Raw genomic sequence first — 26,987 nt, forward strand, 5'->3', positions numbered from 1 at the left:
GAGGAGAGGACGTGTTCCCCCGATGACGTTGACCAGCCCCGAGCTGTCGGTCCACCAGGGAGCCGACGGCGGCACCGTCGTGCTCGGCACGGCGTACCGGCTCGAGGTGGACCCGAAGCAGCCACGCGCCGTCCTGCGCGACCGATCGGACGGGCAGGTCTGGACCGAGCTGTCGCTGCTGGCCGGGCTGGACCTGGTAAGTGGCCGGGACGAGTCGTACGACATCGGCGCGGCCCGGGTGTCGAGCCTGGCCGACGACGCCGTCGAACTCGTCGTCGAGGCTTCCAGCTCGGTCTGGGAGAGCAAGGCCCTACACGTGCTGTGCACGCCGGGCGAGATCGAGGTGTGGGCGCGGGCCGCCGGCCCGCGCGTGGGCGAGCGGGCACGGCTGGGTGAGATGACGTTGTTGGGTGGCCGCGCGGTGCTGCCGAACGGGGCCGGTGGCACGTTCCGCTCGTCCATCCGGTTCGCCGCGCTGTTCAGCCCAACGCCGACCGAGCCGGTCCACGTCGTGCGGCCGGCCACGTCGCCGTCGTCGCTGGGTGTCGTCGGCGACGCCGCACCAGGGCGGCTGCACGGCATCTTCTCGCCGCCGCCGCTGTGCTGGGCCCTCGGCGACCGGCTCGCCGACGGCGCCACCGACGTGCCGGACGGGCGCTGGTGGGGACTGTCGCTGCGAGCGCCGGTCGAGCAGCTGACCATGACCGCGGTGCGCTACGCGCCACTGGACGGCGGGTTCGTGCTGCGGCTGGACTACGAAGGTCACACGCTCGTGGATGCCGAGGGGACACGGACCCCGTCGGTCGTGCTGCGCCCGGCGGCCTCGCCGTGGCAGGCGCTCACGGAGTACCGCGACGACCTGGTGCAGCGAGGACTGGCGCCGGCCGAGCCGCCACCGGGCCCGAACTGGTGGGCCGAGCCGATCTTCTGCGGCTGGGGGGCACAGTGCGCGCGGGCGTCCCGCACCGCTGACCATGCTGACGGCGCTACGGTCACCGGCGCCTCGCAGCTGGCCCGCCAGGACGTCTACGACGAGTTCCTGGACATCGTGGACGGCGCGGGACTGGACCCGGGCACGATCGTGATCGACGACCGCTGGCAATACGCGTACGGTACCGGCGACGTGGACCTCGACCACTGGCCCGACCTGCGCGGGTGGATCGCCGCCCGGCATGCCGAAGGACGCCGCGTGCTGCTGTGGTGGAAGGCGTGGGACCCCCAGGGCGTGCCGGTCGAGGAGTGTGTCACCGACCCGGCCGGTCGACCGGTCGCCGTCGACGTCGCCGACCCGCGGTATCGCGAGCGGCTCGCCGGGATCGTCGCGCACCTGCTCGGACCGGACGGCCTCGACGCCGACGGACTCAAGATCGATTTCACCCAGCGGGCGCCGTCCGGCGAGTCGCTGCGGGCCGCCGACGGGCCGTGGGGCATCGCCGCTCTGCACCTGCTGTTGGCGACGATCTCCACGGCGGCCAAACGTGCGAAGTCGGACGCTCTGCTGGTGACGCACACGCCGCACCCGTCCTTCGGCGACGTCTGCGACATGGTGCGGCTCAACGACGTCCTGGAGCGTGATGTCGCGGGTGAGCCGGTGCACGTGGTCGAGCACCTGACCTTCCGGCACGCGGTCGCCGGCCACAGCCTGCCCGGGCACCTGATCGACACCGACCAGTGGCCGATGCCGGACCGCGTCTCGTGGCGGTCCTACGTCGAGGCCCAGGGTGACCTCGGCCCGGGCGCGGTGCCCGCGCTGTACTACCTGGAGTCGATCGACGGCTCGGGCGAGCCGCTGACCGCGGACGACCTGGCGCTGGTGGCGACGTCGTGGGCGCGGTACCGCGCCGTGCGCGCCCAGGAGATGACGCCGTGACCGACGTCGTCGTCTACGGCGCCACCTCCGGCGGGGTTTGTGCGGCGGTGGCCGCAGCCCGCGCCGGCGCCCCCGTCGTGCTGCTCGAGCCCGGCCGGCACGTCGGCGGCATGACCTCGGGCGGGCTCGGCTACACCGATGTCGGCGACGTGCGGGTGGTTCGCGGCATGGCCGGCGAGCTGCGCACGGCGATCGCGTCCTGGTACGGCGTCGCCGAGGGACACTTCGCCGGGCCGGAGCCGCGCGTCGCCGAGAGCATCTACCTCGGCTGGCTGGACGAGGCCGGTGTCGACGTCCGCTTCGGTGCGGTGCTGGCCGGCGCGGACGTCGTCGACGGCGTCATCGGCGCGGTGGTGCTGAGGGACGGCTCCAGGGTCTGCGGTGCGGTGTACGTCGACGCGTCCTACGAAGGCGACCTGCTGGCCGCGGCCGGAGTGCCGTACGCCGTCGGGCGCGAGGACAGGTCGCTGTACGGGGAGCGATACGCCGGCCGGCAGGAGCTGGTGCCCGGCCGGCACACCGTCCCGCCGTTGATCTCACCGTTCGCCGGCGACGCCGCGGGCGAGTCCGGTGGCGACGTCCTGCCTCAGCTGCACGACCGGCCGCTGGCGCCGGTCGGGGCCGGTGACCGCGGGGTGATGTCGTACGGATACCGGGTCTGCCTCACCCAGGCCTCCGATCGCGTTCCGTTCACCCGGCGCGACGACTACGACGAGGCGCACTGGGAGCTGGGCCGCCGCATCTTCGACCGGTGGCGTCGCGACGGCGTCGACGTGCGCGCCGGCCAGCTGCTCGGCCTGGAGCGCAACCTGCCGGGCGGCAAGTGCGACGGCAACTCGATCGGCCCGTTCTCGCTGAGCGTGCTGGACGGCTCGGCGTGGTCCTACCCGGACGCGGGCCCGGACGAGCGCGAGCGGCTCCGCCTGCACCACCTGCACCACGCCCAGGACTTCCTGTACTTCCTCTCCCACGACGCGGCCGTGCCCGCCGCGGTTCGAGACGAGATGTTGACTTGGGGCTACCCGGCCGACGAGTTCGTCGACACCGACCACCTGCCCCATCAGCTCTACGTCCGCGAGGCGCGCCGGATGCTCGGCGAGTACGTCCTGACCGAGCACGACCTGCTGCCCGCTCCGCGACCACAGCACGACGCGGTGGCGATGGGCTCGTACCACGTCGACATCCGCGAGGTACAGCGCACGTGGCGCTGGGTGCACGAACACCCGAAGCCGGTCGGCATGGTGTTCACCGAGGGGTACCTGTCGGTGCCGGTGCGGCCCTACCCGATTCCGTTCCGCTCCATCGTGCCGCGCTACGCCGACTGCGCGAACCTGCTGGTCCCGGTCTGCCTGTCCGCGTCACACGTGGCGTTCTCGTCGGTGCGGATGGAGGTGCAGTACCAGATGCTCGGTCACGCCGCCGGCCTCGCCGCGGCCCAGGCGGCGTCGTCCGGCCGCCCGGTCCAGTCCATCGACGTCGCCGTCCTGCAGGAGAAGCTGCGCGCCTCCGGCCAGGTCCTAGCCCTCTGAAATGATCACGTTCAGCAGGATCCCCCGAGCCTCACCATGATTGCGAGCATGGTGCGACACGAGATCTCGTGCTGAACGTGATCATTCGAGGACGGCGTGGACGAACGGGGGGACGATCGTCCGCAGAACGTTGTGCTGCTCGTGGGCCTCGGCTGCCGTGACGGCGGCAGCGGCGGCCGCGCGGGCATCGTCGTCGGCGGGACCGGCCAGCAGGTCCAGTGCCGCGAGGCCGGCCCGGCCCATGGCGGCCATCGCGATCAGCCACGGCATGACCTCGCGCTCCAGCCGGTCGGCCGGCTCGCGCGGACCGTTCGGCGCGGCGGCGACCATGGCCGCGAACCGGTGCCGCAGGCGCGCCCCGGTGGCGGCCGAGCCGTCCTGGGCGCCGCCGATGAGCGCCGACAGCTCCGAATCCTGGGGCGCCGACGGCGGCCACGACGCGCACGCGCGGGCGAGCGTCCGGACGGCCTCCGATGCACCGACGGAGTCCAGGGCCCGGGCGTGCGCCGACGCCGGGTCGTACCCGTCGAGCTTCCACGCCCAGTCGGCCACGGTGGCGACGGCGATCTCCGAGGCGGCCTCGTGCGGCATCGGGTTCGCGGTGATGCCGGCGAGACGCGCGCCGGCCAGGTCCGTCGTCCGGCCCACCAGCGGCCCCAGGAACAGGCGCGGGAAGTCGAAGTCGTTCACCGGGAAGTTGTCCCAGAGCAGCAGCTCGTGGTCGTAGCTGACGGCGGCGGCGTCGATCTCGTCGCGCGTGAGGTCGCCGACCACGACATCGCGGCCGGTCCACCACACCAGGACGTCTTGGGGAAGCTCGGCCGCCAGCAGGTCGCGGTGCGGGGACGCCGTAATACCGGCGTAGTCGGTCGGCACCATGATCAGCGGCCGGTCGAGCCCGTGCGGCCGGAGGAACCGGTCGATGACCTGCCGGCAAACGGCGGCGTGCGCGCGCGCCGACGAGCCCGGTGCGTCGCCGAACGCCTCGAGGTCGGCCCGGTGCGAGAGCTCCGGCGGGATGTCGTCGAACAGCAGCGCGACGTCGCGGACCCCGACTTGCCACACCTGCTCCAGCTTGGCCAGCAGCAGGTCGAGCTCGTCCGGGTCGCTGTAGACCATGGACAGCCCGGGCGAGATGGAGAAGACGAAGCGCACGTGGGACCGCTGCGCCGCCCGCACCAGGTCCGCCAGGCGCGCCAAGTCGGCTTCCGGATACGGGTCGCGCCATTTCTTGCGGTGGAAGGGGTCGTCCTTCGGGGCGTAGACGTACGCGTTGAGCTTGTGCCGGCCGGCGAATGCGAGGTGGGCCAGCCGGTCGGCGTGTGACCACGGCGGTCCGTAGAAGCCCTCGATCGTGCCGCGCCAGGGCAGGTCCGGCCAGTCCTCGACGCTGACCCGCGGCAGCACCCCGTCGGCGGCCAGGGAGAGCAACGTCTGTGCGCCGTAGAACGCCCCGGCCGGGTCGGCGCCGGTGATGGTCACGGTCGAGCCGTCCACGGTGAGGCGGTAGCCCTCCGCGGGCCGGCCGCTCCCGGGCTCCACGCCGACGACGACGGTGAGCGGCGCGGCGTCGCTGGTGGAGTCAGGTGGCGTCAGTGCCGCCAGCACCTCCGCCGCCGTCGCGCAGACCGGCTCGGCGAGCACCTCGACGGAGCCGAATCGGATGCCGTCGTCGGCGACCTGGATGTGCTGGGGACGGGGGATGAGCCGCGCGGCGGCGGTGGCAGGCGACCCGGTCGGCATTGTGGGAACGATACCATCGGGGGCATGTCGTGGAACGAGGTCGCGCCGGGCGTGTTCCGGGTGCGCGACACCTGCAACGTCTACGTCGTCAAGGCCGAGGACACCGGGGAAGGCATCGCCATCGACTTCGGGTCCGGTGTCGTGCTCGATGTCCTGGACGAGCTGGGCATCGACCGCCTCACCGACGTGCTCATGACGCACCACCACCGCGACCAGGGGCAGGGGTTGCCGCGAGCGGTGGAGGCGGGCATCCGCGTCCACGTGCCGCCGGTCGAGCAGGACCTCTTCGCTCGGGTCGACGACCTGTGGGCTGGGCGCCCGATCGCCAACGACTACAACCTGCGCCAGGACAAGTTCTCCCTCCTGGAGCCGGTGCCGGTCGACGGGATCGTCCCGGAGTACCGCACAACCGGCTACGGCGGTGTCGACGTGCGGGTCGTCCCCACGCCCGGGCACACCACCGGCTCCGTGACGTACGTCGTCGAGCGCGCCGGGCGGAACCTGGCCTTCACCGGCGACCTGGTCTACGCGCCGGGCAAGGTGTGGTCGCTGGCGGCGACCCAGTGGTCCTACACCGAGAACGAGGGACCGGCGATGACCGTGCTCAGCTGCTACCAGCTGATGGACGAGCCGCTGGACCTGCTGCTGCCGTCGCACGGCGAGCCGATGGACGACCCCCGCGGCGCGCTGGGCCTGCTGGCCGAGCGCATGCAGCGCTACGTCGACTCGCGCTGGCCCCATCCGTGGGACCTGCGCGGCCGGCTGGACGACCCGTTCACCGCACTGACACCGCACCTGCTACTGAACCGCACCAGCAACTCCTGCTCGTACGTGCTGCTGTCGGAGACCGGTGCCGCCATGGTCATCGACTACGGCTACGACATGACCACCGGGCTGCCGGCGGGCACCGACCGGGCGGCGCGCCGGCCGTGGCTGGCGTCGCTGCCCGCGCTGCGGCGCCGGTTCGGGGTCGAACGCATCGAGGTGGCGCTGCCCACGCACTACCACGACGACCACGTGGCCGGGATGCCGCTGCTGCGCGACGTGGCGGGCACCGAGATCTGGGCGCCGGCCACGGTGGCGCCGATCCTGCGTGACCCGGAGCACTACGACCTTCCGTGCCTCTGGTACGACCCCATCCCGGTGGACCGCGACCTGCCGGTCGGTGAGTCGTTCCGCTGGCACGAGTACGAGATCACGGTGCACGACCTGCCCGGGCACACGCTGTACCACGCCGGCTTCGAGCTGGTCGTGGACGGCGTCAAGGTGCTGGTCACCGGGGACCAGCAGGAGCACCTCGGCGTCGCGGGCCGGCGCCGCGAGATCCTCAACTACCAATACCGCAACCTGTTCCGAATCGAGGACTACCGCCGCAGCGCCCAGCTGTACCGCAAGGTCGCACCGGGCCTGATGGTCAGCGGCCACTGGGAGCCGCGCTGGGTCGACGACGCCTACCTGGACATGGTGGCCGATCTCGGCGAGGAGTTGATCGAGATCCATCGCGAGCTGCTGCCGCTGGACGAGCTGGACATGGGCGCCGGCGGCGTCGTCGGCCGGATCGAGCCCTACCGCAGCCGCATCGGGGCCGGCGAGACGCGGCCGTTCGAGGTGACCGTCCGCAACCCGCTGCCGGCGACGGCGGACATCACGGTACGAATGGTCCTGCCGCTAGGCTGGGCGGCGGACCCGGCGGAGCTGGTCGCCACCGTGGACGCGGGGGAGGAGGTCTCGGCGACGGTCGGCATCACGGCGGCCGGCGTGGCGCGGCGCCGGGCCCGGGTCGCGGCCGATCTCACGGTGGGCGAGCTGCGGCTCGGTCAGCACATGGAGGCGTTGGTCGACGTCGTCGAGCACTGACAGGGGTTGAAGGTGGCACTGGACGGTAGCGGGGCGGCCGTGCCGGAGATGACGCGCCGAGCGACTATCAAGGACGTCGCCGTGGCAGCGGGTGTCTCGCGGTCCACGGCGTCGCGGGCGCTGACCGGCCGCGGCTACGTCGCCACCGACGTTCGCGAGCGCGTGCTGTCGGCCGCCAAGGACCTCCGCTACGTCCCCGACGCCACGGCCCGCTACCTCAAGCAGCAGGTCAGCCTCTCGCTCGGGGTGCTCGTCTCGGACCTGCGCAACTCTTTCTACGCCCGGCTCGCCGCCGGGGTTGGGCAGGCCGCCCGGGCCCAGGGCTACAGTCTCGTGCTGGCCGAGGACGGCGGGTCGGCCGACGCCCAGGTCGAGGCCGCCGAGACGTTCGTGGCCACCCGGGTCGCGGGCGTCGTCGTCACCCCGGTGTCCGAGGACGTCACCACGTACCTCTCCCGCCACCGCATCCCCGTCGTCGAGGTCGACCGCCAGTTCGCCGCTGGTGCCTGCGACGCCGTCGTCGTCGACAACCAGACCGCGTCGCAGCGGGTCATCGACCATCTCATCGGGCTCGGGCACCAGCGCATCGCCCTGTTCATCGACGAGACGACGTGGACGACCGGGCGCGAGCGGCACGCCGGCTACCGGGCAGCGCTGGCGGCGGCCGGCATCCCGCTCGACCCCGACCTCGTTGTCTCGTCCGGCTGGGATGTCGATGCCGCGCACTCGGCCGCGTCGGCGCTGCTGGCCGACGAGCACCGCCCCACCGCGGTCTTCGCGGCGAACAACGTGCTCGCCGAGGGCGTCTGGCGGGCCGCGAACGACCTCGGGTTGCAGATCCCCGATCACCTCAGCCTGGTCTCCTTCGACGACGCGCCCTGGATGAGCCTGGTGACGCCCGGACTCACCGCCGTCGCCCAGGACGAGGCCGCGCTCGGCGAGACCGCCGTACGGCGGCTGCTCGACCGCATCGCCGCCCCCGAGGCCGCTCCGGTGACCGTGATGATGTCCACGAAGATCGTGCACAGGCAGTCCACCCGAGCTCTGCGCTGACTGGATTCCGAATGATCACGTTCAGCACGAGATCTCGCGTCACACCATGCTCGCAATCATGGTGAGGCTCGGGTGATCCTGCTGAACGTGATCATTTCGGAATCCAGAGCACTCGGATGCTGATCAAGAGGGACGACGGAGCCAGACGTCGACGACGGCGTGCGGCGCCAGGTCGATCCCCAGTCGGCGTTCGGGGCCGAGCGGCTGCCACCCGGCCTGGCCGTCGCCCACAGAGGCCTCGACCGAACCATCGATCACCCAGCCGAGCTCTGCGGTGATCGGCACGTCGGACAGCGACCGCAGGCGCGCGCGCACCAGGCCGTCCGCATCGGCCGGCCGCAGGTCGACCAGCAGGTCGTCGCCGGGGTCGACGATCAGCGCGGCGGCGCCCGCGGGTTCGACCGGGCCGGCGTAGTGGCGTCCCACGATCGGGCGCAGGAGGTCGTCGCCGAAGCGCCGGACGGCGGCGGCGTCGTGCGGGCGCGGCGCGAACCGGTACCGGAATGTCTGCGTCCCGCCCTGTGCGGCGCGGAAGTTGGTGAAGTGCAGGTTGTTCATGAGCCAGCTGTTGACGTGCCCGGTCCGCGCCTCCAACCGTCGCGCCCACCGGCCGGTCTGGAAGCCGCCCAACTGCACCAGCGGGGCGTCGTACGAGCCCCAGAGCACCGCGGCGCCATCGCCCGCGACGCCGAGCGCGTGCTGGATCGCGTACCAGTCGCGGCTGGTGTCCGGCAGCTGCTCGTGCTCGGCGACGAACGCGGCGCCGGCGGTCTCGACCGTGAACCGCGGATCGGCGATGGCGAACGGGAACGTCACGAAGACGCTCTCCGGCTCGAACGTCTCCGCCTTGGTCACCGTGATGTCGAGGTCGACGATGTCCGACAACGGGTAGAGGCGCAGTGTCGTTCGCACGTCGATCGCGCCGACGGCGCCTTCCCAGGTCAGCGCGACGAACCCGGTGCCGTTCACGATCCGCGCCGGGCCTGACGACGTCGCCGCCGTCCGCTCGAACTCCGGGCCGGGGAAGTCGGGATGGAAGTCCCGGGGCCGGGTGAGGAACGGGTGGTCGGAGTCGGCCGGGATGGTCTCCGCCACCAACGCACCCAACGGGAACGCCGCGTCGCGATCCACCAGCTCGCGACCGGTTCGCCGGTCGACCAGGCTGATCACGCCGCCCCGGGTGGGGTCGGCGGTGACGGCGTACTCCGGCGTCTTGATGGCGTCGCCGATTCCGCCGTCGACGGGCTCGGCGGGCAGCGCGACGGTGGCTACTCCGAATGGCTCGACGGGCGCGACCACGACGGCTCGACCGCCGGCCACGTCGACGACCACCGGGTCGGTCCGGCGCCTGACCGTCGGGTTCACCAGCACGATGGACGACCCGCCGAGGCAGGTGCGGTCCGTGCCGGGGCCGGTCCGATGCATCGCGGGACGTCTGGCGTCATCGCCTTCCGAACCGCCCGACGAACCGCCCGACGAACCGCCCGACGAACCGCCTGACGCTCCGCTGGCCAGCAGGCGGAACAGGCCCTCGACGGCGACGTGCCGAGCGAAGTCGTAGGCGCCGTAAGCGAAGCCGGCCTTCGCGTTCCAGTGCGACGCGGTGTATGTGCTGCCGGGGTTGGAGAAGCTCTCCCACGATCCCCAGGTGTGCTCTGCGAACAGCCACAACAGCCGGTCCACCTCGGTGAGGTCGTCGGCCAGCTCGGCCCGGGACCGCAGCCGCACCGGGCCGCGGGAGTGGCCGAGCACCGAGGCCAGGTCCACCGCGCCATCGCCGCGGAGGTCGGCCAGGGCATGCATGGTCTCGCCGGTCAGCTGATGGCTGCGAGCCAGGCGGTGCACCGACAGCTCACGCGCGGTGGACCCGTGACCGTGCGACCACCAGTCGGCCCACTCGCCGCGGACGACGGGCAGCTCGACACCCTCCGTCGCGGTCCGCTCCAGCCGGTCCAGCGCCTCATCCATGGTGGCCAGCCGCATCGGCCGGTCCGCGTGCGCGTCGTTCCAGTGCGCCACGAGAGGCAGGAACTCCAGCGTGGGCCAGCGGTTGTCGTTGGCGGCGTGGACGACGGCGACGTCGAACGGGTAGTCGTCGCGCTCGTCCAGGTCGTCGACCAGGGAGGTCACCCGCTTGGCGGCCAGCCTGACGTCGCCGTCGATGATGCCCCATTCCTCGCCGATGCCGTAGTGGGTGCTGAGGAACACGAAGACCCGGGAACCGTCAGGTCCCTCCCACCAGAACCCGCTGGGCTGGGTGAACGGGGGGCGGCCGTGGTCGGGGTTCAGCGCCATCACCAGCCGGGTGATGCCGTGGCGCCGCATCGCAGGGACGGCGCCCCAAGGCAGACCGTTGACGTCGCCGTGCTGCTCGGTGCGGATCGGGATGCCGGCCTCGATGAGCGGCGCGAGCGCCTCGTACGTCCGCTCGATCTCCTGCTCGCCGGGAAGTTGCGTCATGTTCAGATAGCCGCCGGTGACGGCGACGCGCCCGCGCACCACCAGCCGCCGCAAACGGTCGACATCGCCGGCATCGGCGTGCCGGAGGAACTCGATGACCGGCCGGCTGACCTCGAACGTCCACCGCAGTGCGCCGGCACCGTCGGACGTCGTCTCCTCACATAGGTCCAGGACCCGGCCCACGATGTCGCGATGCTGCCGGTCGATGAGCCGAGGGCTGTCGGTGTAGCCGACGTCGTGATGGGTGTGCGGGACGAGCAGGATCTCCGTGATGCGGGGGCGCGACGGCACGATGGACACTCCGGTGTGGGAACGATCTCGGCATCTGAGCCAAGCAGCTGCCCCCTTGGGGCGTCAAGGGCCATGCCGGTGACGTGCAGGAACCGCGGAAATCGGTTCCTCGCCCTTGCTGACGGGCTTGACGGCCCTTCGAGCGCTTGTCATGATTCCGAGGAATGATGGGATCGATCCCACTACGGTCCTGCCGATCTCGACGTATCAAACAGGGAGCGCAAAGATGCGGAGACCTCATGTGATGCCGGTGGCCATCGCCGGAGCGGCCGCGCTGACGTTGACCGCCTGCGGCGGCGTCGGCGGCGGGGACTCAGGCGACGACGGCGGTGACGCCCAGTCCGGCGGCATGTCGGCGGAGCCCGGAGGTTCCATCACCACGATCGGCTTCGCACTGCCCGACGAGATCGCCACGGTCCGCGTCGAGGCGTTCGAGGAGACGTACCCAGACGTCGAGGTCAACATCAACGAGGGCGGCTTCGACGAGCAGCAGTTCCTGTCGTCGGTCGCCAGCGGCAACCCGTCCGAGCTGGTGTACATCCCCGGCGACCAGGTGGGAGCGTTCGCCGCCCGCGGCGCCATCCAGCCGCTCGACGAGTGCGTCGAGCAGCGCGACATCGACCTCGAGCAGTACAGGCCGAACGTGCTGGACCTGGTGCAGTACGAGGGCTCCACCTACGCGATCCCCGAGTTCTACAACACCCCCGTCCTCATCCTGAACAACACCGTGCTGGCGGAGGCCGGATTGACACCCGAGGACATCGACATCGCTGACCAGGAAAGCCTGCTCGCCGCGGCCGAGGCGATGACGGTCCGCAATGGCAGCACCTACGAGCGCATCGGTGTCCACCTGCGGCTGCCGGACATCACGCCGTTCTACGGCGTGCTTGACGGGAACCCGTGGGTCGCGGCCGCGGACGACTTCCTGCTCGACGACCCCGCGACCGTCGCGACCATGGAGCGGCTGAAGGCGGTCCAGGACGCCCAGGGCGGCCACGTGGCGCTCAAGGACTTCGAGAACACCTGGGACCTGTTCGGCGAGGGCAACCCCTTCGCGCAGAACCAGGTCGGCGCCATGGTCATCGAGCAGTGGTACGTGAACGTGCTGGCCAACACCTCGCCGGACGTCGACATCACCGTCCTGCCCATCGCCGACGCCAGCGGCGACACCGTCACCTGGGCGACGTCCAACGCCTGGGCCATCCCGGACGAGGCCGACAACACCGCCACCGCGTGCGAGTTCATGAAGATCATGACGGCACCGGACACCTGGGCCGCCGCGGCCGAGGAGCGCATCCAGCTGCGCGATGCCGAGGGCAAAGCGTTCACTGGCATCTACACGGCGAACGAGGCCGCCGACGACAAGGTCTTCGGTGAGCTGTACACCCCGGGCACCGGTGAGAACCAGAAGTGGGATGACGCCGTCCAGGCGGTCCTGGAGGCCCAGGCCGACGCCTGGGTGATGCCGGCCAACGCGGTCGGCGCGCAGTTCAAGGACGCCTGGCTGGAGGCGACCAACCGGATCCTCACCGGCGAGCAGGACGCCGCCAGCGCGCTGGCCGAAGCACAGGACAAGGTCGAGCAGGCGCTCGCCGATGTCGGCAGCTGACGTCCGCGTCCCGCTGGCAGCGCCACCGATGACTCGGCGGCGCCGCTGGCAGGCGGCCTGGCGACGACCCGAGACGCGCTGGGCCTACCTGTTCCTGCTGCCGTGGATCCTCGGGTTTCTCGTGTTCACGGCGGGGCCCATGCTCGCCAGCCTGGTCCTCTCGTTCACCGACTACGACGTCATCAACCCCGCGACCTACGTCGGCGGCGAGAACTACCAACGTATGGTCGAGGACCCCGAGGTCCGCACGGCGCTGTTCAACACGGTGCTCTACACGGTCATCCACGTGCCGCTGTCCATCGCGATCGCGCTTGCCCTGGCGGTGCTGCTCAACCAGATCGGCGGCCGGTTCGCCGGGTTCTTCCGAACTGTCTTCTACCTGCCGGCCATGACGCCGACCGTCGCCGTCGGTGTGCTGTTCCTGTTGCTGCTGAACGGGCAGAACGGCCTGGTGAATGCGCTCCTGAGGTTGTTCGGCATCAACGGGCCGGCGTGGACGACGGACCCCGACTGGGTCCGCTGGGGCATCATCATCATGAGCCTGTGGACGATCGGCGGGACCATCGTCATCCTGTTCGCCGCGCTCAAGAACGTGCCGAACGACCTGTACGAGGCCGCGCGCATCGACGGCGCCGGCGCTTGGCGGCAGTTCCGCGAGGTCACCGTCCCGATGATCTCCGGCTCACTGTTTTTCGTGACCATCGTGAACACCATCGCCTCGCTGCAGATGTTCACCGAGGTCTACACGATGTTCTACGGCAACGCGCAGAGTGAGCTGCAGGCGTCGGACAGCGCGTTGTTCTACGTGATCTACCTGTTCCAGCAGGGCTTCCAGTTCCTCGAGATGGGCTACGCCTCAGCCCTGGCCTGGGGGTTGTTCGCGATCGTACTGATCGTCACCCTCGTGCAGGTCAAGCTCGGCGACAGGTTCGTCTACTACGAGGGGGACGACCGATGACCCAGATGGTCCACGTCGAGCCGGCCCAGGAGCAGTCCGGGGGGCAGCGCCAGCGTCCCCCGTCGGGCACCTCCCCGGCCCGCCGGGTAGTGCGGACGGGGTTCATCGTCACCGCGGTCGCGATCGTGGCGGTGACGTTTACCTACCCGCTGCTGTGGCTGATCAGCGCCTCGCTCAAGCCGAGGTACCAGATATTCGACAACGTCCTGGTCCCCCGCGAGGTACAGCCGGAGAACTACAGCGGCCTGCTGGACACCGTCCCGTTCCTCACCTGGTTCGGCAACAGCATGGTGGTCGGCGTGATGGCCGCCCTGACGGTGACGCTCAGCAGCGCCATGGTGGCGTTCGGGTTCGCATACTTCCGCTTCCCCGGACGGAACGTGCTGTTCCTGCTGGTTCTGGGCACGATGATGCTCCCGGCCGCGGTGACCATGATCCCGACGTTCCTGATCTGGCAGGAGTTCGGACTGTCGCAGACGCAGGTGCCGCTGTGGGCGCACAACGTGTTCGCCTCGGCGTTCTACGTGTTCCTGATGCGGCAGTTCTTCCTCAGCCTGCCGCGCGACACGTTCGAGGCCGCGCGCGTGGACGGCTGCGGGTACTTCGGGCTGTTCTGGCGGATCGCCATGCCGCTGTGCAGGCCCGCGCTCATCGTGGTGTTCATCTTCGAGTTCAGAGCCAGCTGGACCGATCTCATCCGGCCGCTGATCTACCTGCAGGACGAGGCGCTGTACACGCTGCCGCGGGGACTGAAGGCCGTGCTGGATGCGTTCGGGCAGGGCGGTGAGCAGCGCTGGGAGATCGTGATGGCCGCGTCGGTGCTGGCCACCATCCCGCTGATCATCTTGTTCTTCTGCGCGCAGCGGTACTTCGTCGAAGGCATCGCCACGCAGGGGCGCAAGGGGTGAACTGGAGGTACCGCGCTCGGGATCCCCGAGCGGCGGCAGGACGGTCCCGACGGAACAGGGAAGAGCAGGGTGGATGAACGAGGCAAGACGGGCACAGGAGATGCGGTCCGCCGGTGACCCCAGCCGGTCCGGGTATGAATCCACGGCCAGCCGGACAGGTGGTGCCGAATCCGCTGTGCTGGCACTGGACATCGGCGGGACGAAGCTCGCCGTCGGCGTCGTCACCGCCGACGGCCGCGTGCACGGCCTGATCATCGAGCCGACACGAAGGTGGGAAGGCCCGGACGCCGTCATCGCCCGGCTGTTCGACCTGGGCGATCGGGCCGTCGTCGCCGCGGGGCTGGGGCGACCGGTCAGCGCCGTCGGCATCTCCTGCGGTGGGCCGCTCGACAGCGTCACCGGAGTGCTCATCTCTCCGCCGCACCTGCCCGGCTGGGTCGACGTGCCGCTGGGCGAGATGGCGCGCGACCGGTTCGGCGTGCCCGCCTATCTGGAGAACGACGCGACCGCGGCGGCACTGGGCGAGCACCGGTTCGGGGCCGCCCGCGGCCTGCGCACCATGATCTACCTGACCATCTCCACCGGCGTGGGCGGCGGCGCGGTCATCGACGGCGCGCTGCACCGCGGTGCGGCCGGCAACGGCGGCGAGCTCGGCCACCTCATGGTCCGGCCGGGCGGGCGGGCGTGCACCTGCGGCCGGCACGGCTGCTTGGAGGCGTACGTGTCCGGCACCAACATCGCCGCCCGGGCTGCCGACGGCGTGGGAGCCGGGCGGCGGACCAGCCTGAGCGCCGTCGACCCGCTGACTGCCGCCGACGTCGCCGCGGCCGCGACCGCCGGCGACGCTTTCGCGCGGGCGATCTGGGACGAGACCACACAGGTGCTGGGCCAGGCCCTCACCGACCTGGTCAACGTGTTCGAGCCGGAGATGGTGGTGCTCGGTGGTGGTGTCACGAGGTCCGGGGCGATGCTGCTGGACCCAGTCGCCGAGATCGTGGCCCGCGACGCGATGCCGCCGGCGGCGAAGGCCGCGCGGGTGGTGCTCACGCGACTCGGTGATGTGGTGTGCGTGGTCGGCGCGGGCGTGGTGGCGCTCGACGCACTGGCCGCGGCGGAGGTGGATCATGCCTGAGCAGGCCGTCGACGCGCAGTCGGGCGAGCTCGAGCGGCAGCTGGCCGACCATGTCGCCGTCGCCGATGGGATGCGCGAGCTGCTGCCGGCGATCCGAGCCGTGGGCAGCCTGCTGTGCGACCGGTTCGCCGCCGGCGGCGTGCTGTACACCTTCGGCAACGGGGGCAGTGCCGCCGACGCCCAGCACCTCACCGGCGAGCTGGTCGGCCACTACAAGCGCGACCGCCGGCCGCTGCCCGCTGTTACCCTGACCACCGACCCAACCGTCATGACCTGCATCGCCAACGACTACTCTTTCGACGACGTGTTCGCCCGGCAGGTCACCGCGCTTGCCCGGCCCGGTGACGTCGTCGCGGCATTCACCACCAGCGGCCGCTCGGCCAACGTCGTCGCCGGGCTGGCGGCGGCCAGCGCGAAGAATGCGACCACTGTGCTGTTCGCCGGCGGCGACGGCGGACCGGCCGGGCAGCACGCCGACCACCTGCTGCTGGCGCCGTCGACCGAGACCCCGCGCATCCAGGAGATGCACACACTCGCCCTGCACCTGATCAGCGAGCTGGCCGACGTATGGGCCGCCGCGACCGAGAGCACATCGGAGGAGCCGACCGCATGACCCCCGAATTTCCGGCCGAGGGCTACCGGCCCCTCGCCGCCCGGAAGCGCACCCTGCACATGGTCGGCAACTCCCACCTCGACCCGGTGTGGCTCTGGCCGTGGCAGGAGGGCTACCAGGAGGCGCGGGCGACGTTCTGGTCGGCGATCCACCGCATGGAGGAGTACCCCGACTTCGTCTTCACCTGCGACCAGATCGTCCTGCTGTCGTGGGTGGAGGAGCAGGACCCGGAGCTGTTCGAGCAGATCCGCAAGCGGGTCGCGGAGGGCCGCTGGGTCATGGCCGGCGGCTGGTGGGTCGAGCCCGACTGCAACATGCCCGGCGGCGAGTCGTTCGTCCGGCAGGGACTGTACGGCCAGCGGTACCTGCGCTCGCGGTTCGGCGTGACCGCCAGCGTTGGCATGAACGTCGACCCGTTCGGGCACAACGCGATGCTGCCGGCCATCCTGCGCGGCCAGGGCATGGACTCCTACACCTTCCTGCGTCCCGGGCCGCATGAGAGTGACCTCGACGGCACCGCGTTCTGGTGGGAGGCGCCCGACGGCAGCCGCGTGCTGGCTTACCGCATCCCGTTCGAGTACTGCAGCCCACCCGGGGACGTCGCGCACCAGACGGAGAAGGCACTCGGCCAGCTGGACCGGTCGCTCGGCGACGTCATGATCTTCTACGGTGTCGGCAACCACGGCGGCGGACCGACCAAGGCCAACATCGAGTCGATCCACCGCCACGATCAGCGGGGTTCGTACGGAAGGATGATCATGTCCTCGCCGGCGCGCTACTTCGACGAGCTGATCGCCCGGGTCGACGCTGCCAGACTGCCGGTCTGGCGCGACGACCTGCAGCACCATGCCGCCGGCTGCTACTCCTCGCACTCGGGCATCAAGCAGTGGGTGCGCCGCACCCAGGCCGCGCTGCTGTCAGCGGAGCGCTGGGCCGCGGTCGGCTCCGTCACGCACGGCCTGGAGTACCCGCGCGACGAGCTGGGCCACGCTTGGAAGCAGCTGCTGTTCAACCAGTTCCACGATGTGCTGCCGGGATCGGCCATCGAGCCGGCGTACGACGACGCCCGCGATCAGCTCGGCGAGGCGGTGGCGATCGCCAAGCGGATCATCACTCGCGTCCACAACGTCATCGCCCGCGATGTCGAGGTGGCGTTCGAGGACGGCAGCCAGCCGGTGCTGGTGTTCAACCCGCACCCGTGGCCGGTCACCACCGACGTCGAGCTCCAGTACGGCGTCCAGCCCGCCGGAGTGCACGTCGTGGACGCGGACGGCGGGCTGACGCCGTCGCAGCCGACGCAGTCCGTCGCCACGACGAACGACAAGGGCCGCGGCGCCGTCGTGTTCCGCGCCGAGCTGCCGCCGCTGGGGTACCGCCTTTACCGGCTGCGGCCGGGCCTCGAGGCGCCGGCCACGACGCGGTGGAGCGGTGCCGCTCCGGGCGCGCTGTCCGCGTCGGAGACCGTGCTGGAGAACGACGTGCTGCGGGCCGAGATCGACCCGTCGACGGGGTGGCTGACCAGCTTGCTCGACAAGCGCACCGGCGTGGACGTCGTCGCGGGCGCCACCGGCGCGCACACGCAGGTCAGTGAGGATCCCACGGACACGTGGGGGCACGGCGTCGTGTCGTACGCGTGGCCGGGGGAAGCCATGCGCACAATGCGAGTCGTCCTTCGCGAGAGCGGCCCGGAGCGGGCCCGGCTGCGGGTCGAGCGCTCGTGGGGCCGGTCGACTCTGGTCGAGGAGCTCATCCTCCGGCAGGGTGCCGACGAGCTCGAGGTGCGGGTGACGCTGGACTGGCGGGAGCAGGCGCATCTGCTGAAGTTGCGCTTCCCGGTGGCGCTGATGGACCCGAGGGCCACCTACGAGATCCCCTTCGGCACCCTGGAGCGGCCGGTCGACGGCGCCGAGGAGCCGGGCCAGTCGTGGGTCGACCTGACCGGGACGGTGGGCGGCACGGCCGCCGGGCTGGCGGTGGTGAACAACGCCAAGCACGGGTACGACGTCTCGCCGGCAGACGCGGCCGCGTCGCCGAGCATCGGTGTCACGGCGGTTCGCAGCCCGGTCTACTCGTGGCACGACCCGCGGCTGCTCGACCCCGACGGGGTCTACTCCTTCCAGGACCAGGGCGTTCAGCGGTTCGCCTATCTGCTGGTGCCGCACGCCGGTGACTGGCGGCAGGTGGGGCTGGTCCGTCGCGCCGCGGAGCTGGGGTCGGCGCCGCTGGCCATGCTGGAGAGCTTCCACAGTGGCACGCTGCCGCCGGCCGGCAGCTACGCCGCGGACGGGGCCGGGCAAGTCATGGTCACCGCGGTCAAGGGCTGGGAGGACGGCGACGCCGATGCGCCCGACCTGGTCGTCCGGGCGGTCGAGACCACCGGCGCGCCCGCGACCGCACGGCTGGGGCTGCCGTTGTTGGACCGGGTGGTCGACGCCGAATTCGGTCCGTACCAGATCCGCACGTTCCGGGTGCCGCGCGACGCGTCGCGGCCGATCGTCGAAGTCGACCTCCTCGAGTGGGACGTCGACGGTGGACCGCCGGCGTCGAGCGATGACGACGAGCGCGCCTCCTGACCTGGCGGCCGCCGGCGCGGCACCGGGTGCCCAGGTGCGGGCGTCTGCTCGTGCGGTGCCGGCGTTGCGGGTCGAGGTCCTGGACGCCGACGGCGTCGTCGTCGGTTCGGCGGGGCTGGCGGACACCGACCCGGTGGTTGCCGGGCCGCTGCGCATCCGGGCGACCACCGGTCGGCGCATGTACACGGAGGCAACGGCCGGTCTGCCGGGGGCGCTGACCGAGGTCCGGCTCGACGTCGTCAACACAGGTGCCGAGCCGTTCACCGGGCACGTGCGGCTGGTGACCGACGTGTCCGCGGCGGCCGAGCCGTGGTGGCTGATTCCCGGCCTGTTCTACGGCGAGAACCGTCCGGAGGGCTGCGACCGCGTGTTCCCCCGGTTCGTGCCGGGCGCCGACGACGGTCCCGGCATGGTCAGCGACCACTGGTCGTTCCGGTCCGACCGGGCGGCCACGCCGGCGGCGTTCGCCTGGGGTGCGCACGACGGCGTCGTGGTCGCGGCCGGCGAGCTGTCGGAGTGTGGCCCCACCGGCGTCGGGTTCGCCCACCGAGGCTCGGTCGCGAGCGTGCACGTCGTGTTCCCGTTCCGGGAGGACCCGGTCACGTACTACGGCTCGGCGGACCCGCTGCCGGCCGAGGTGGCGCGGTACGCCTGGCAGCCGGGCGAGCTGGTGACGTTGCAGGCGTCGGTCGGCCGGCTGCCGGCCGACCGGCACGCCTACGCGCCGGTTCTGCGCGCGCTGCACGAGCAGAGCCGCCCGCTGCACCCGGTGAAGCCGTGGCTGCCCGTCGACGAGGCCGCCGACGTCGCGGCCGAAGGGTTGCTGCGCTGGCATTACGACCCCGACCCAGGAGTGCTCCTGGAGACGGTCGGGTTCGACCGCGAGGTCACCGGCGGCGACGGTCGCCCGGTGGACCGCCAGGCCATGCACGTCGGCTGGGTGAGCGGCATCCCGTGGGCGTACGCGCTGCTGGCGCATGGGCGTCGCGTTGGGTCGGGCGCTTCGGTCGAGGCGGCGCGGCGGGTGATCGACTTCGTGTGCGGCAACCTGTCGCCGTCCGGGACGTTCTGGGGCCGCTGGGAGCGCTCCCGTGGGTGGACCCAGAGCTGGACGCCGCTAGGCCACGGCCTGCACGCGCGCACGCTCGGTGAGGCGACGCTGTTCCTGCTGCGTGCCCTGGAGCTGGAGGGCGGCGCGAGCGCTCAGGAGGAATGGCTGACCGCGGCCCGGTCCAACCTCGACGTCGTCCGCGGTCGGCAGCGCGCCGACGGCAACCTCGGCTCCGTCCACCACGGCGTCGACGGGACCGTGCTGTCCTGGGCCGGCGCGTCCGGACTGACCTGGATCGCGGCCTTCTGCGAGGCGTCGGCGCTGGATGCCGACGGTGGATATCTGGCCGCCGCGGTGCGGGCCGGCGAGTACTACGCGCGGTTCGTGGAGCACGAGTTCATCCACGGCGCACCTGAGGACGTCGACCTGGCCCCGACGTCGGAGGACGGGTACGCCGCGGTGATGGCCTACGTGGCGCTGCACCGGCGAACTGGTGCGCCGCGCTGGCTGGAGCTGGCGCGGCGGGCCGCTGACTGGATGCTGACCTTCCGCTACACCTACAACGTGCGGTTTTCGGCGCGGACGATCCTGGGCGCGTACGGCTTCGCCAGCCGCGGCGCCGACCAGGCCTCGCCGTCCAACCAGCACCTGCACGCCTACGGTCTCGTGTGCACGCAGGAGCTGGCCGAGCTGTCGGCCGCGACCGGCGACCCGCATTACGGTCGACGCGCCGAGGAGACGCTGGCCTGTTTCCGCCAGCTCATCGCCCGCGAGGACGGCGAGGTGAACTCCTACCGCGGAATGATCACCGAGCGGTACTACCAGACGTCGTGCTTCCAGCCCAAGGGCATGCTCCTGACGCTGTCACACGCATGGAGCGCCGGCGTCCTCCTGCTCGCCTGCGAGCAAGCCCTCGCCGCCGCCTCCATCTGAGCCTCTTCCGCTCCATCCGTGTGGCCTCGGAATGATCACGTTCAGCACGAGATCTCGTGTCACACCATGCTCGCAATCATGGTGAGGCTCGGGTGATCCTGCTGAACGTGATCATTCCGAGGCCCGCGGTGTAGATCGCTGCCGTTGACCGGGCGGCGGGGTTGTCGCGGCTTCGTCACGACGTGCGGCTGGGCGCCTCCTCGTCCTCCAGGAGCCGCCGCGGTCCCGGGCCGTGCTCGCCGAGCTCGTCGTGCGAGTTGGCCAGCGAGCAGCAGCTCAGCGACAGGCAGCCGCAGCCGATGCAGTCGGTGAAGTCGTCGCGCAGCTGCTGCAGCCGCTTGATGCGCTCGTCGAGGTCGGTGCGCCACTTCAACGACAGCTGCTCCCAGTCCTCCTGGTTCGGCGTGCGGCCGTCGGGCAGGCTGGCGAGCGCCGCGGCGATCTCGGCCAGCGGAATGCCAACGCGCTGGGCGATGCGGATGAGCGCAACCCGCCGCAGCGTCGCTCGCCGGTACCGGCGCTGGTTGCCCGAGGTCCGGCGGGACGTGATGAGCCCTTGGCGCTCGTAGAAGTGCAGTGCCGACACGGCGACGCCGCTGCGCCGCGACAGCTCTCCGACCGTCAGCTCGGACTTGTTCCACGCCACGGTCTCCATCGCCCGTCTCCCGGAGTTGACCTCAACAATGATTGAGGTTCTAGCGTAGCCGCCGGAAGCCACCACCGACACCCTCAGGAGCCAGCGAGATGCGCGCGATCCGACTGTACGAGCTCGGCCCGGCCAGGGACACCGTCGGCAAGGTCGTGCTCGTGTAGCCCTCACTGGTTCACCGTGATCACGATCTTGCCGAATTGTCCACCCGACCCCAGATGCCGGCGCGCCTCGACGACCTAAGCCAGCGGCCACGACGTCAAATACGGCGACGTCGACCTGCCCGTGAGCAAGTCCACCGCCACGCACCACTTCACGGTCCTGCGTGAGGCGAGCATGATCTGCAAGTACTGCGTCGGGACGGGCGCGCGGATGAACGCCCTGCGCCCGGCCGACCTGGAGACGCAGCGCTACCCGGCCTGCTGGACGCCGTCATGTCCCGGCTGACGGTGCGCAGCTCCCAGAAAGATACGCTCTCCTAGAATCCGAACAGCGGGTCCCAGGGGTCGTCGTCGGCGCCGCGGATCCACTGTCGCGCCGCGTCGACCTCGGGCTGGTGGTCCCACGAGTGGTGCCGCCCGTGTGCCATCGCCTCGCCGAGGAACGCGCGGACCCGCTGGCTGTGCATTACGGCGCGCCGGGCGGCCTCCGGGTCCCAGGACTTCGAGAGGTCGGTCCGCAGTGCCGTCGACACCTCCGCGTACTCGGGGTCGTCGACGACGTTGCGCCGTTCCCCCGGGTCGGCGCCGAGGTCGTACAGCTGGTCGGGCAGATCGGGCGCGCGCACCAGCTTGCGTTGTCCCCGGATGACCGCGCGCACCGGCGCGATGGTCCCCTCCGCGTAGTTCTCGAGCACGACGTCCGGGTGATCAGCCGGCCGCCCTGCGAGCAGCGGCGCGACGCTGACCCCGTCGAACGCATCGCTCACGCAGGACGGCACGGACGTCCCGGCCAGCTCGGCGAGCGTCGGGTGGACGTCGACCAGCGACACCGGCGTGTCGACCCGGTGGCCCGCCGCCACCCCGGGCCCGGCGGCGATCAGTGGGACCCGCACCGACCACTCGCGCAGGGTGCGCTTGAAGAACATGTCGTTCTCGCCGAGCTGGTCGCCGTGGTCGCTGGTGAAGAACACGACCGTGTCGTCGGCCAGGCCGAGCCGGGTCAGCTCGGCCGTGAGCTGACCCACGACGTCGTCGATGTAGCTGATCATCGCGTAGTAGCCGCGACGGGCCCGGTAGACCTGCTCGTCGCTGACATCGTGCAGGTCGACGCCATGGAACGCGTTGACCCAGACGTCGAGCGGGTGCCGCTCGGCCGCACCGGTGCGGTCCGGCAGCCGGATCGAGCGGCCCTCGTAGCGGTCCCAGTACTCCTGCGGCGCGGCGTACGGATCGTGCGGCTGGGTCATCGAGGTCACCAGCAGCCAGGGCTCGTCCCGCCGCGGCCCGGTCTCCATGGCCAGTTCGCGCAGACGCTGCAGGGTGCGGAACCGGACCTCCTCGTCGTAGTGCATCTGGTAGGTCCAGGGCTGCGGTCCCGAGCGGTTGAGGATGTCGACGTACTCGCGGCCTCCGCTACGCTGCTTGCCCGACAGCCGCGGCGGGTCGCCGAGGGTCTCCCAAGGGCGGGTCCAGGTGAGGTCGGCCGGGAAGATGTCGGTGGTCAGCCGCTCCTCGAAGCCGTGCAACTGGTCCGGCCCGACGAAGTGCATCTTGCCGGCGAGGATGGTCCGGTAGCCGGCCCGGCGGATCGTGTGCGCGAATGTGGGCACCGAGGCCGGGAACTCCTCGGCGTTGTCGTTGCACGGGACGGCGCTGGGCAGCCGGCCGGTCATCATGGCCGCGCGCGACGGCACGCACAGCGGCGAGTTGGCGTAGGCGTTCTCGAACACCACGCCACGGTCGGCGAGCGCGTCGAGGTGCGGCGTGAGCACCTCGTCGTTGCCGTACGCGCCCAGGCCGAACGCCGTCAGTTGGTCGACCATGATCACGAGTACGTTCGGGCCCGTCGGCTGCCCTGTCACAGGGGTGCTTCTCCTTCTGGTGCTGGGTGATTCGTGGCCGGGGGGCCTGGCCGGGCCGGGTCAGGAACCGACGGCGTCGGTGTAGATCGAGGTGTCGAAATACTTCTCCGGCTCGACGAACTCAGGCAACGCGCCGATGTCCACGAAGACCTGCTCCATCCGGCCGACCCAGTCCAGTGCGGTGCCGTCCTCGTAGTACGCCGCCCACTCGTCGTTGGTGAACGTCTGGGTCTTGCCGTAGATCTCGATGCAGGTCTCGACCGTCATGAACTCCTCCAACCGCGGGCACGCCTCGGCGAGCGCGGCGTCACGGTCGGCCGTCAGGTCCTCGTTGGAGCGCAGCCAGACCTCGGCCAGGCGGGCGAGCGTGTCTGCGTGGTCGGCATAGAAGTCGTTGTTGGCCACCCAGCCGCCGGCGATGGCGGCCTCCTCGTAGTCGGCCGACGTCGCGATGAGCGTCGCGTCCGGGAGCTGCTCCTCGACCTGTGTGTCGAACGGTGCCCACAGTGCCGCGGCCCCGATGCCACCGGTGACGAACGTGTTGGCGACGGCAGGCATGTCGAGGTTCACGATCTCGACGTCCTCGGCCGGCACGCCCTCAGCCTCGAGCGCGACGTGCAGCAGCAGGTGCGCGGCCGACCCCGTCGTCGTGGCCACCTGGGTGCCGGCGAGGTCGGCGACCGACTCGACGCCGGAGTCCGGCGCGGCCCAGATCTGCTGGATGTCGGCCTCGAGGTTGTTCAGGAGGAACAGTTTGCCCTGGCCTCGCGCCGGAAAGTTCGCGACGACCGCGCCCATGACGCCGATGTCGATGCTGCCGCCGGTCAGCGCGTTGGACAGGGAGATGCCGGTCTGGAACGGGGTCAGCTCGACCTCGATGTCGTTCTCGGCGAAGTAACCACGCTCGTCGGCCAGGAGCAGGTTCATGGCCGGCGCCGGGCCGGGGATGTAGCCGATCCGGACGGTGGCCGGGCCGGCCTCGGCGCCGCCGCTGCCACCGTCGTCGTCACCGCCACAGGCCGCCAGCAGCAGGCCGAGCCCGGCGATGCCGGCAACGGCCGCAGACGTCTTCGTCCGCATGATCATCTCCTTGGGAGGTTGTGGACGGGGCCGGTGCCCCGCGGGTCAGTGCGCCGACGAGCGCAGCAGGGTCTCGATCCGCCGGCGCAGCCGGACGAAGTCCGGGTCGGTCTTGATCTCGTGGGTGCGCCGGTCGCCCCACGGGACGTCGACGATCTCCTGCACGGTGGCCGGCCGGGCACTCATGACCACGACCCGGTCAGCCAGGAAGATCGCCTCTTCGACCTGGTGAGTCACGAACAGCACGGTGCGCCGTTCGCGCTGGTTGATGTCGACCAGGGCTTCCTGCATCTGTTCGCGGGTCTGCGCGTCGAGTGCCGCGAACGGCTCGTCCATGAGCAGGATCTCGGGGTCGACGGCGTACGCGCGAGCGATCGCGACCCGTTGCCGCATTCCGCCGGAGAGGGTCTTGGGCAACGCGTCGGCGAAGTCGGCGAGGCCCATCATGTCGAGATAGCGCGCGGTGACGCGGGCGCGCTCCTGCTTGGAGCCGCGCCAGGCCCGCAGCCGGGTGCCGAAGTCGATGTTCTTGCGCACGCTGAGCCACGGGAAGATCGCGTACTCCTGGAACACCACGCACCGCGACGGCCCCGGCCCGCGCACCGGCTCGCCGTTGACCAGGATCTCGCCGTCGTCGGGTTCGACGAAGCCGGCGATGGCGTTGAGCAGGGTGCTCTTGCCCGATCCGCTGGGGCCGACGACGGCGACGAACTCGCCATCGGCGATCTCCAGGTCGACGTCGCGCAGCACGGAGACGGCGCGGCCGCCGGAGCCGAAGCTCTTGCCGACCCCCCGGACCGAGAGCCCGTCCCGGGTGGTGGTGTGCTGCGTCATCGGGTCCCCCTGTCCTGCCAGCGGACGACGTAGGCGGAGAGCATGCGGATTCCCACGTCCATGACCAGCGCCGAGATCCCGATCAGCACGATGCCGGCGTAGACCGTGGGGATGTCGAGGAAGTTGCTCGCGTTCTGGATCACCGCGCCGAGCCCTTGCTGCGCGGCAACCAGCTCGGCCGCCACCAGTGATGCCCAGCCGATGCCCAGCGAGACCCGCGCGGCGGTCATGATGTGCGGCACGGAGAGCGGGAAGACGACCTTCGTGAGGATCTCGAACCGGTTGGCGCCCAGCGTCTGAGCCGCGCGCACGTACTTCTCCTCCAGCGACGCGACGCCCTCGTAGACGATCACGATGGTGGCGAAGAACGCCGCCCACACCAGCACGATGCCGCGCGACAGTTCGCCGATGCCGAAGTAGACGATGACCAGTGGCACGAGCGCGATGGGCGGCAGTGCGCGCAGGAAGTTCACCAGCGGGTTGAACATCGCCCTGGCGATGCCGAACCAGCCCAGCACGAACCCGATGGGCGTCGCGATGGCCAGGCCCAGCCCGACGCCGACGAGCACCCGGCGGAAGCTGATCAGCAGGTCGTCCAGGAGCCCGTCACCCAGGCCGTCGACGATGACCCGGCCGACCTCGACGGGAGTCGGTAGCAGACCCTCGCCGAAGATCTCGCCGACGGCCATCAACTGCCAGGCGGCGATGACGACGGCGAACCCAGCCGCGCCCAGGCCCATGCGGCCCAGCATGGCGCCGATCCCGGAGCGGTTGCCGCTCCGCGCGCGGCTGGTGCGGCCGGTTGCCGGCGCGCTCTCGGTGGGCATGGTCCGGGTGCCGTCGGGCGCCGCGGTGTTCGTCCGGGCATCGGCTCCCGTCATGCCGCGGCCCTCTGCGGGCGGGGAGCGGTGGTGACCATGGACGCTCCTTAATGATCGGACTATTGGACGGATAAAGTGCGGCGAAAAGATGCGACCTTTTTACGCTCGCCTGATCCGGGCGTCAAGTCTGTGCACGGCGCTTGTCTAGAGCAAAGATCGGCTATATGGTTCGACTTATCGACGGGAAGGATCTTCGCTGATGACTGGTGTGACCTCGCGACCCCAGGTCGACCTGGTGACGTCTCGGATCCGCGTCCTGATCGACGAGCAGCGAGCTCACGGCAGAGATCGGCTGCCACCGGAGAAGGAGCTCAGCGAACAGCTCGGCACCTCCCGGGGAACCCTGCGCGAGGCGCTGGCGACGCTGGAGGCGGCGGGCGAGATCGAGCGGCGCCGCCGGGTCGGGACCATCATCGCGACACCGCGGCGGTTCTCCTTGGACCAGGCGGTGGCGTACCCGATCGACTACATCTGCTCGGTGTCGGACGTCCTCGGCGGTGCCGGCGTCCGCTACGCCGTTCGCGAGGTCAGCGTCCGCCGTGAAGCCGTCGACGACGAGACCGCCCCACAGCTCGGGCTGGAGCGCGGCGCACCGGTGTTCCGGGTGAGCCGCTCCTACGAGGTCGACGGTGCTGCCGCCGCGCTCATCGAGCACACCCTGCCCACCGAGCTGAACGGGCACGACGTGCGCATCAACTCGCTGACCGACGGCGTCACCACGTTCTTCCGCGACGTCGAGCACATCCCGCTGGTGCGCAGCGACCACGCTGTGACCGCGATGGCGGCCACCGGCGAGCTGGCGGCGGAGCTGGAGGTCACGCCGGGCGCGCCGCTGCTGGTGGTGCACTGCCGGCTCTTCACCGACGGTGAGCGCATCATCGCGCTGGGCCGCCTCGTCTTCCGCCCCGACTCCCTCTACCTCACCTCGAGCGCCCACCCC

General features: G+C 70.9%; 20 protein-coding genes. 13 read left to right on the forward strand and 7 right to left on the reverse strand.

What is annotated here, in order from left to right; translation table 11 throughout:
- Positions 1-22 precede the first annotated feature (22 nt).
- Together E1269_RS07570 and E1269_RS07575 are read left to right on the forward strand one after the other, a co-directional pair.
- Positions 23-1,870: a hypothetical protein gene (locus E1269_RS07570; protein ID WP_131892978.1), complete on the forward strand. Its 1,848-nt coding sequence runs from the start codon at positions 23-25 to the stop codon at positions 1,868-1,870.
- Positions 1,867-3,399, forward strand: a complete 1,533-nt coding sequence (locus E1269_RS07575; protein ID WP_131892980.1) for an FAD-dependent oxidoreductase — start codon at positions 1,867-1,869, stop codon at positions 3,397-3,399. Before E1269_RS07570 ends, E1269_RS07575 begins: the two co-directional genes overlap by 4 nt.
- Before the next feature lie 81 nt (positions 3,400-3,480).
- On the opposite strand, the gene E1269_RS07580 is transcribed toward E1269_RS07575, so the two are convergent.
- Entirely contained in the window at positions 3,481-5,142 is a 1,662-nt protein-coding gene (locus tag E1269_RS07580; RefSeq protein ID WP_131892982.1) for a glycoside hydrolase family 84 protein, read from the reverse strand.
- Between the two features lie 24 nt (positions 5,143-5,166).
- Here E1269_RS07580 and E1269_RS07585 point away from each other — a divergent pair, with 24 nt between their 5' ends.
- Together E1269_RS07585 and E1269_RS07590 are read left to right on the forward strand one after the other, a co-directional pair.
- Positions 5,167-6,999, forward strand: coding sequence for an MBL fold metallo-hydrolase (locus E1269_RS07585; RefSeq protein ID WP_131892983.1), 1,833 nt, complete (start codon positions 5,167-5,169; stop codon positions 6,997-6,999).
- Between the two features lie 48 nt (positions 7,000-7,047).
- Positions 7,048-8,052, forward strand: a complete 1,005-nt coding sequence (locus tag E1269_RS07590; protein ID WP_131893037.1) for a LacI family DNA-binding transcriptional regulator — start codon at positions 7,048-7,050, stop codon at positions 8,050-8,052.
- Positions 8,053-8,175: 123 nt separating this feature from the next.
- On the opposite strand, the gene E1269_RS07595 is transcribed toward E1269_RS07590, so the two are convergent.
- Positions 8,176-10,803, reverse strand: a complete 2,628-nt coding sequence (locus E1269_RS07595; protein ID WP_131892985.1) for a glycoside hydrolase family 38 N-terminal domain-containing protein — start codon at positions 10,801-10,803, stop codon at positions 8,176-8,178.
- A gap of 226 nt (positions 10,804-11,029) precedes the next feature.
- On the opposite strand from E1269_RS07595, the gene E1269_RS07600 reads away from it, so the two are divergent.
- The 7 genes from E1269_RS07600 to E1269_RS07630 all read left to right on the forward strand — a co-directional run bounded on the left by E1269_RS07600 (position 11,030) and on the right by E1269_RS07630 (position 20,580).
- Positions 11,030-12,412 (forward strand): extracellular solute-binding protein, encoded by a 1,383-nt coding sequence (locus tag E1269_RS07600; protein WP_162606268.1) that lies wholly within the window; start codon positions 11,030-11,032, stop codon positions 12,410-12,412.
- A complete protein-coding gene (locus E1269_RS07605) occupies positions 12,399-13,370 on the forward strand; it encodes a carbohydrate ABC transporter permease (RefSeq protein WP_203433112.1) in 972 nt (323 codons plus the stop codon). The genes E1269_RS07600 and E1269_RS07605 overlap by 14 nt, the downstream gene beginning before the upstream one ends.
- A complete protein-coding gene (locus E1269_RS07610) occupies positions 13,367-14,278 on the forward strand; it encodes a carbohydrate ABC transporter permease (protein WP_203433114.1) in 912 nt (303 codons plus the stop codon). The genes E1269_RS07605 and E1269_RS07610 overlap by 4 nt, the downstream gene beginning before the upstream one ends.
- Before the next feature lie 73 nt (positions 14,279-14,351).
- Complete coding sequence (locus tag E1269_RS07615) at positions 14,352-15,410, forward strand: ROK family protein (protein WP_203433117.1); 1,059 nt, start codon at positions 14,352-14,354, stop codon at positions 15,408-15,410.
- Positions 15,403-16,023 (forward strand): D-sedoheptulose-7-phosphate isomerase, encoded by a 621-nt coding sequence (locus tag E1269_RS07620; protein WP_131892989.1) that lies wholly within the window; start codon positions 15,403-15,405, stop codon positions 16,021-16,023. The genes E1269_RS07615 and E1269_RS07620 overlap by 8 nt, the downstream gene beginning before the upstream one ends.
- Positions 16,020-18,596, forward strand: coding sequence for an alpha-mannosidase (locus tag E1269_RS07625; protein WP_203433119.1), 2,577 nt, complete (start codon positions 16,020-16,022; stop codon positions 18,594-18,596). Before E1269_RS07620 ends, E1269_RS07625 begins: the two co-directional genes overlap by 4 nt.
- Entirely contained in the window at positions 18,574-20,580 is a 2,007-nt protein-coding gene (locus E1269_RS07630; RefSeq protein WP_131892993.1) for a YyaL domain-containing protein, read from the forward strand. The genes E1269_RS07625 and E1269_RS07630 overlap by 23 nt, the downstream gene beginning before the upstream one ends.
- A 175-nt stretch (positions 20,581-20,755) precedes the next feature.
- Here the strand turns inward: E1269_RS07630 and soxR are convergent, their stop codons facing one another.
- The gene (gene soxR / locus E1269_RS07635) at positions 20,756-21,235 is read right to left on the reverse strand and encodes a redox-sensitive transcriptional activator SoxR (RefSeq protein ID WP_131892995.1); all 480 of its coding nucleotides are present in this window, start codon (positions 21,233-21,235) and stop codon (positions 20,756-20,758) included.
- Between the two features lie 279 nt (positions 21,236-21,514).
- Here soxR and E1269_RS32135 point away from each other — a divergent pair, with 279 nt between their 5' ends.
- Positions 21,515-21,676: a hypothetical protein gene (locus tag E1269_RS32135; RefSeq protein ID WP_162606269.1), complete on the forward strand. Its 162-nt coding sequence runs from the start codon at positions 21,515-21,517 to the stop codon at positions 21,674-21,676.
- Positions 21,677-21,707: 31 nt separating this feature from the next.
- Here E1269_RS32135 and betC read toward each other — a convergent pair whose 3' ends face one another.
- Genes betC through E1269_RS07655 form a run of 4 tightly spaced genes read right to left on the reverse strand, consistent with a single transcriptional unit; the run spans position 21,708 to position 26,047 of the window.
- Complete coding sequence (gene betC, locus E1269_RS07640; RefSeq protein ID WP_131892997.1) at positions 21,708-23,252, reverse strand: choline-sulfatase; 1,545 nt, start codon at positions 23,250-23,252, stop codon at positions 21,708-21,710.
- Between the two features lie 60 nt (positions 23,253-23,312).
- The gene (locus tag E1269_RS07645; protein WP_162606270.1) at positions 23,313-24,332 is read right to left on the reverse strand and encodes an ABC transporter substrate-binding protein; all 1,020 of its coding nucleotides are present in this window, start codon (positions 24,330-24,332) and stop codon (positions 23,313-23,315) included.
- A 45-nt stretch (positions 24,333-24,377) separates the two neighbouring features.
- On the reverse strand, positions 24,378-25,166 hold the full coding sequence (locus E1269_RS07650) for an ABC transporter ATP-binding protein (protein ID WP_131893001.1): 789 nt from the start codon (positions 25,164-25,166) through the stop codon (positions 24,378-24,380).
- Positions 25,163-26,047: an ABC transporter permease gene (locus E1269_RS07655; protein WP_131893003.1), complete on the reverse strand. Its 885-nt coding sequence runs from the start codon at positions 26,045-26,047 to the stop codon at positions 25,163-25,165. The genes E1269_RS07650 and E1269_RS07655 overlap by 4 nt, the downstream gene beginning before the upstream one ends.
- Positions 26,048-26,246: 199 nt before the next feature.
- On the opposite strand from E1269_RS07655, the gene E1269_RS07660 reads away from it, so the two are divergent.
- Positions 26,247-26,987: GntR family transcriptional regulator (locus E1269_RS07660; RefSeq protein ID WP_131893005.1), on the forward strand; the 741-nt coding region annotated here is incomplete at its 3' end.

Source organism: Jiangella asiatica, assembly GCF_004349065.1.
GTDB lineage: Bacteria > Actinomycetota > Actinomycetes > Jiangellales > Jiangellaceae > Jiangella > Jiangella asiatica.

Coding starts and splice junctions, on each gene's coding strand:
- E1269_RS07570 (WP_131892978.1), top strand. CDS start 23: ATGACGTTGACCAGCCCCGAGCTGTCGGTCCACCAGGGAGCCGACGGC.
- E1269_RS07580 (WP_131892982.1), bottom strand. CDS start 5,142: ATGCCGACCGGGTCGCCTGCCACCGCCGCCGCGCGGCTCATCCCCCGT.
- E1269_RS07585 (WP_131892983.1), top strand. CDS start 5,167: ATGTCGTGGAACGAGGTCGCGCCGGGCGTGTTCCGGGTGCGCGACACC.
- E1269_RS07590 (WP_131893037.1), top strand. CDS start 7,048: ATGACGCGCCGAGCGACTATCAAGGACGTCGCCGTGGCAGCGGGTGTC.
- E1269_RS07600 (WP_162606268.1), top strand. CDS start 11,030: ATGCGGAGACCTCATGTGATGCCGGTGGCCATCGCCGGAGCGGCCGCG.
- E1269_RS07605 (WP_203433112.1), top strand. CDS start 12,399: ATGTCGGCAGCTGACGTCCGCGTCCCGCTGGCAGCGCCACCGATGACT.
- E1269_RS07610 (WP_203433114.1), top strand. CDS start 13,367: ATGACCCAGATGGTCCACGTCGAGCCGGCCCAGGAGCAGTCCGGGGGG.
- E1269_RS07615 (WP_203433117.1), top strand. CDS start 14,352: ATGAACGAGGCAAGACGGGCACAGGAGATGCGGTCCGCCGGTGACCCC.
- E1269_RS07620 (WP_131892989.1), top strand. CDS start 15,403: ATGCCTGAGCAGGCCGTCGACGCGCAGTCGGGCGAGCTCGAGCGGCAG.
- E1269_RS07625 (WP_203433119.1), top strand. CDS start 16,020: ATGACCCCCGAATTTCCGGCCGAGGGCTACCGGCCCCTCGCCGCCCGG.
- E1269_RS07630 (WP_131892993.1), top strand. CDS start 18,574: ATGACGACGAGCGCGCCTCCTGACCTGGCGGCCGCCGGCGCGGCACCG.
- soxR (WP_131892995.1), bottom strand. CDS start 21,235: ATGGAGACCGTGGCGTGGAACAAGTCCGAGCTGACGGTCGGAGAGCTG.
- E1269_RS07645 (WP_162606270.1), bottom strand. CDS start 24,332: ATGCGGACGAAGACGTCTGCGGCCGTTGCCGGCATCGCCGGGCTCGGC.
- E1269_RS07650 (WP_131893001.1), bottom strand. CDS start 25,166: ATGACGCAGCACACCACCACCCGGGACGGGCTCTCGGTCCGGGGGGTC.
- E1269_RS07655 (WP_131893003.1), bottom strand. CDS start 26,047: ATGACGGGAGCCGATGCCCGGACGAACACCGCGGCGCCCGACGGCACC.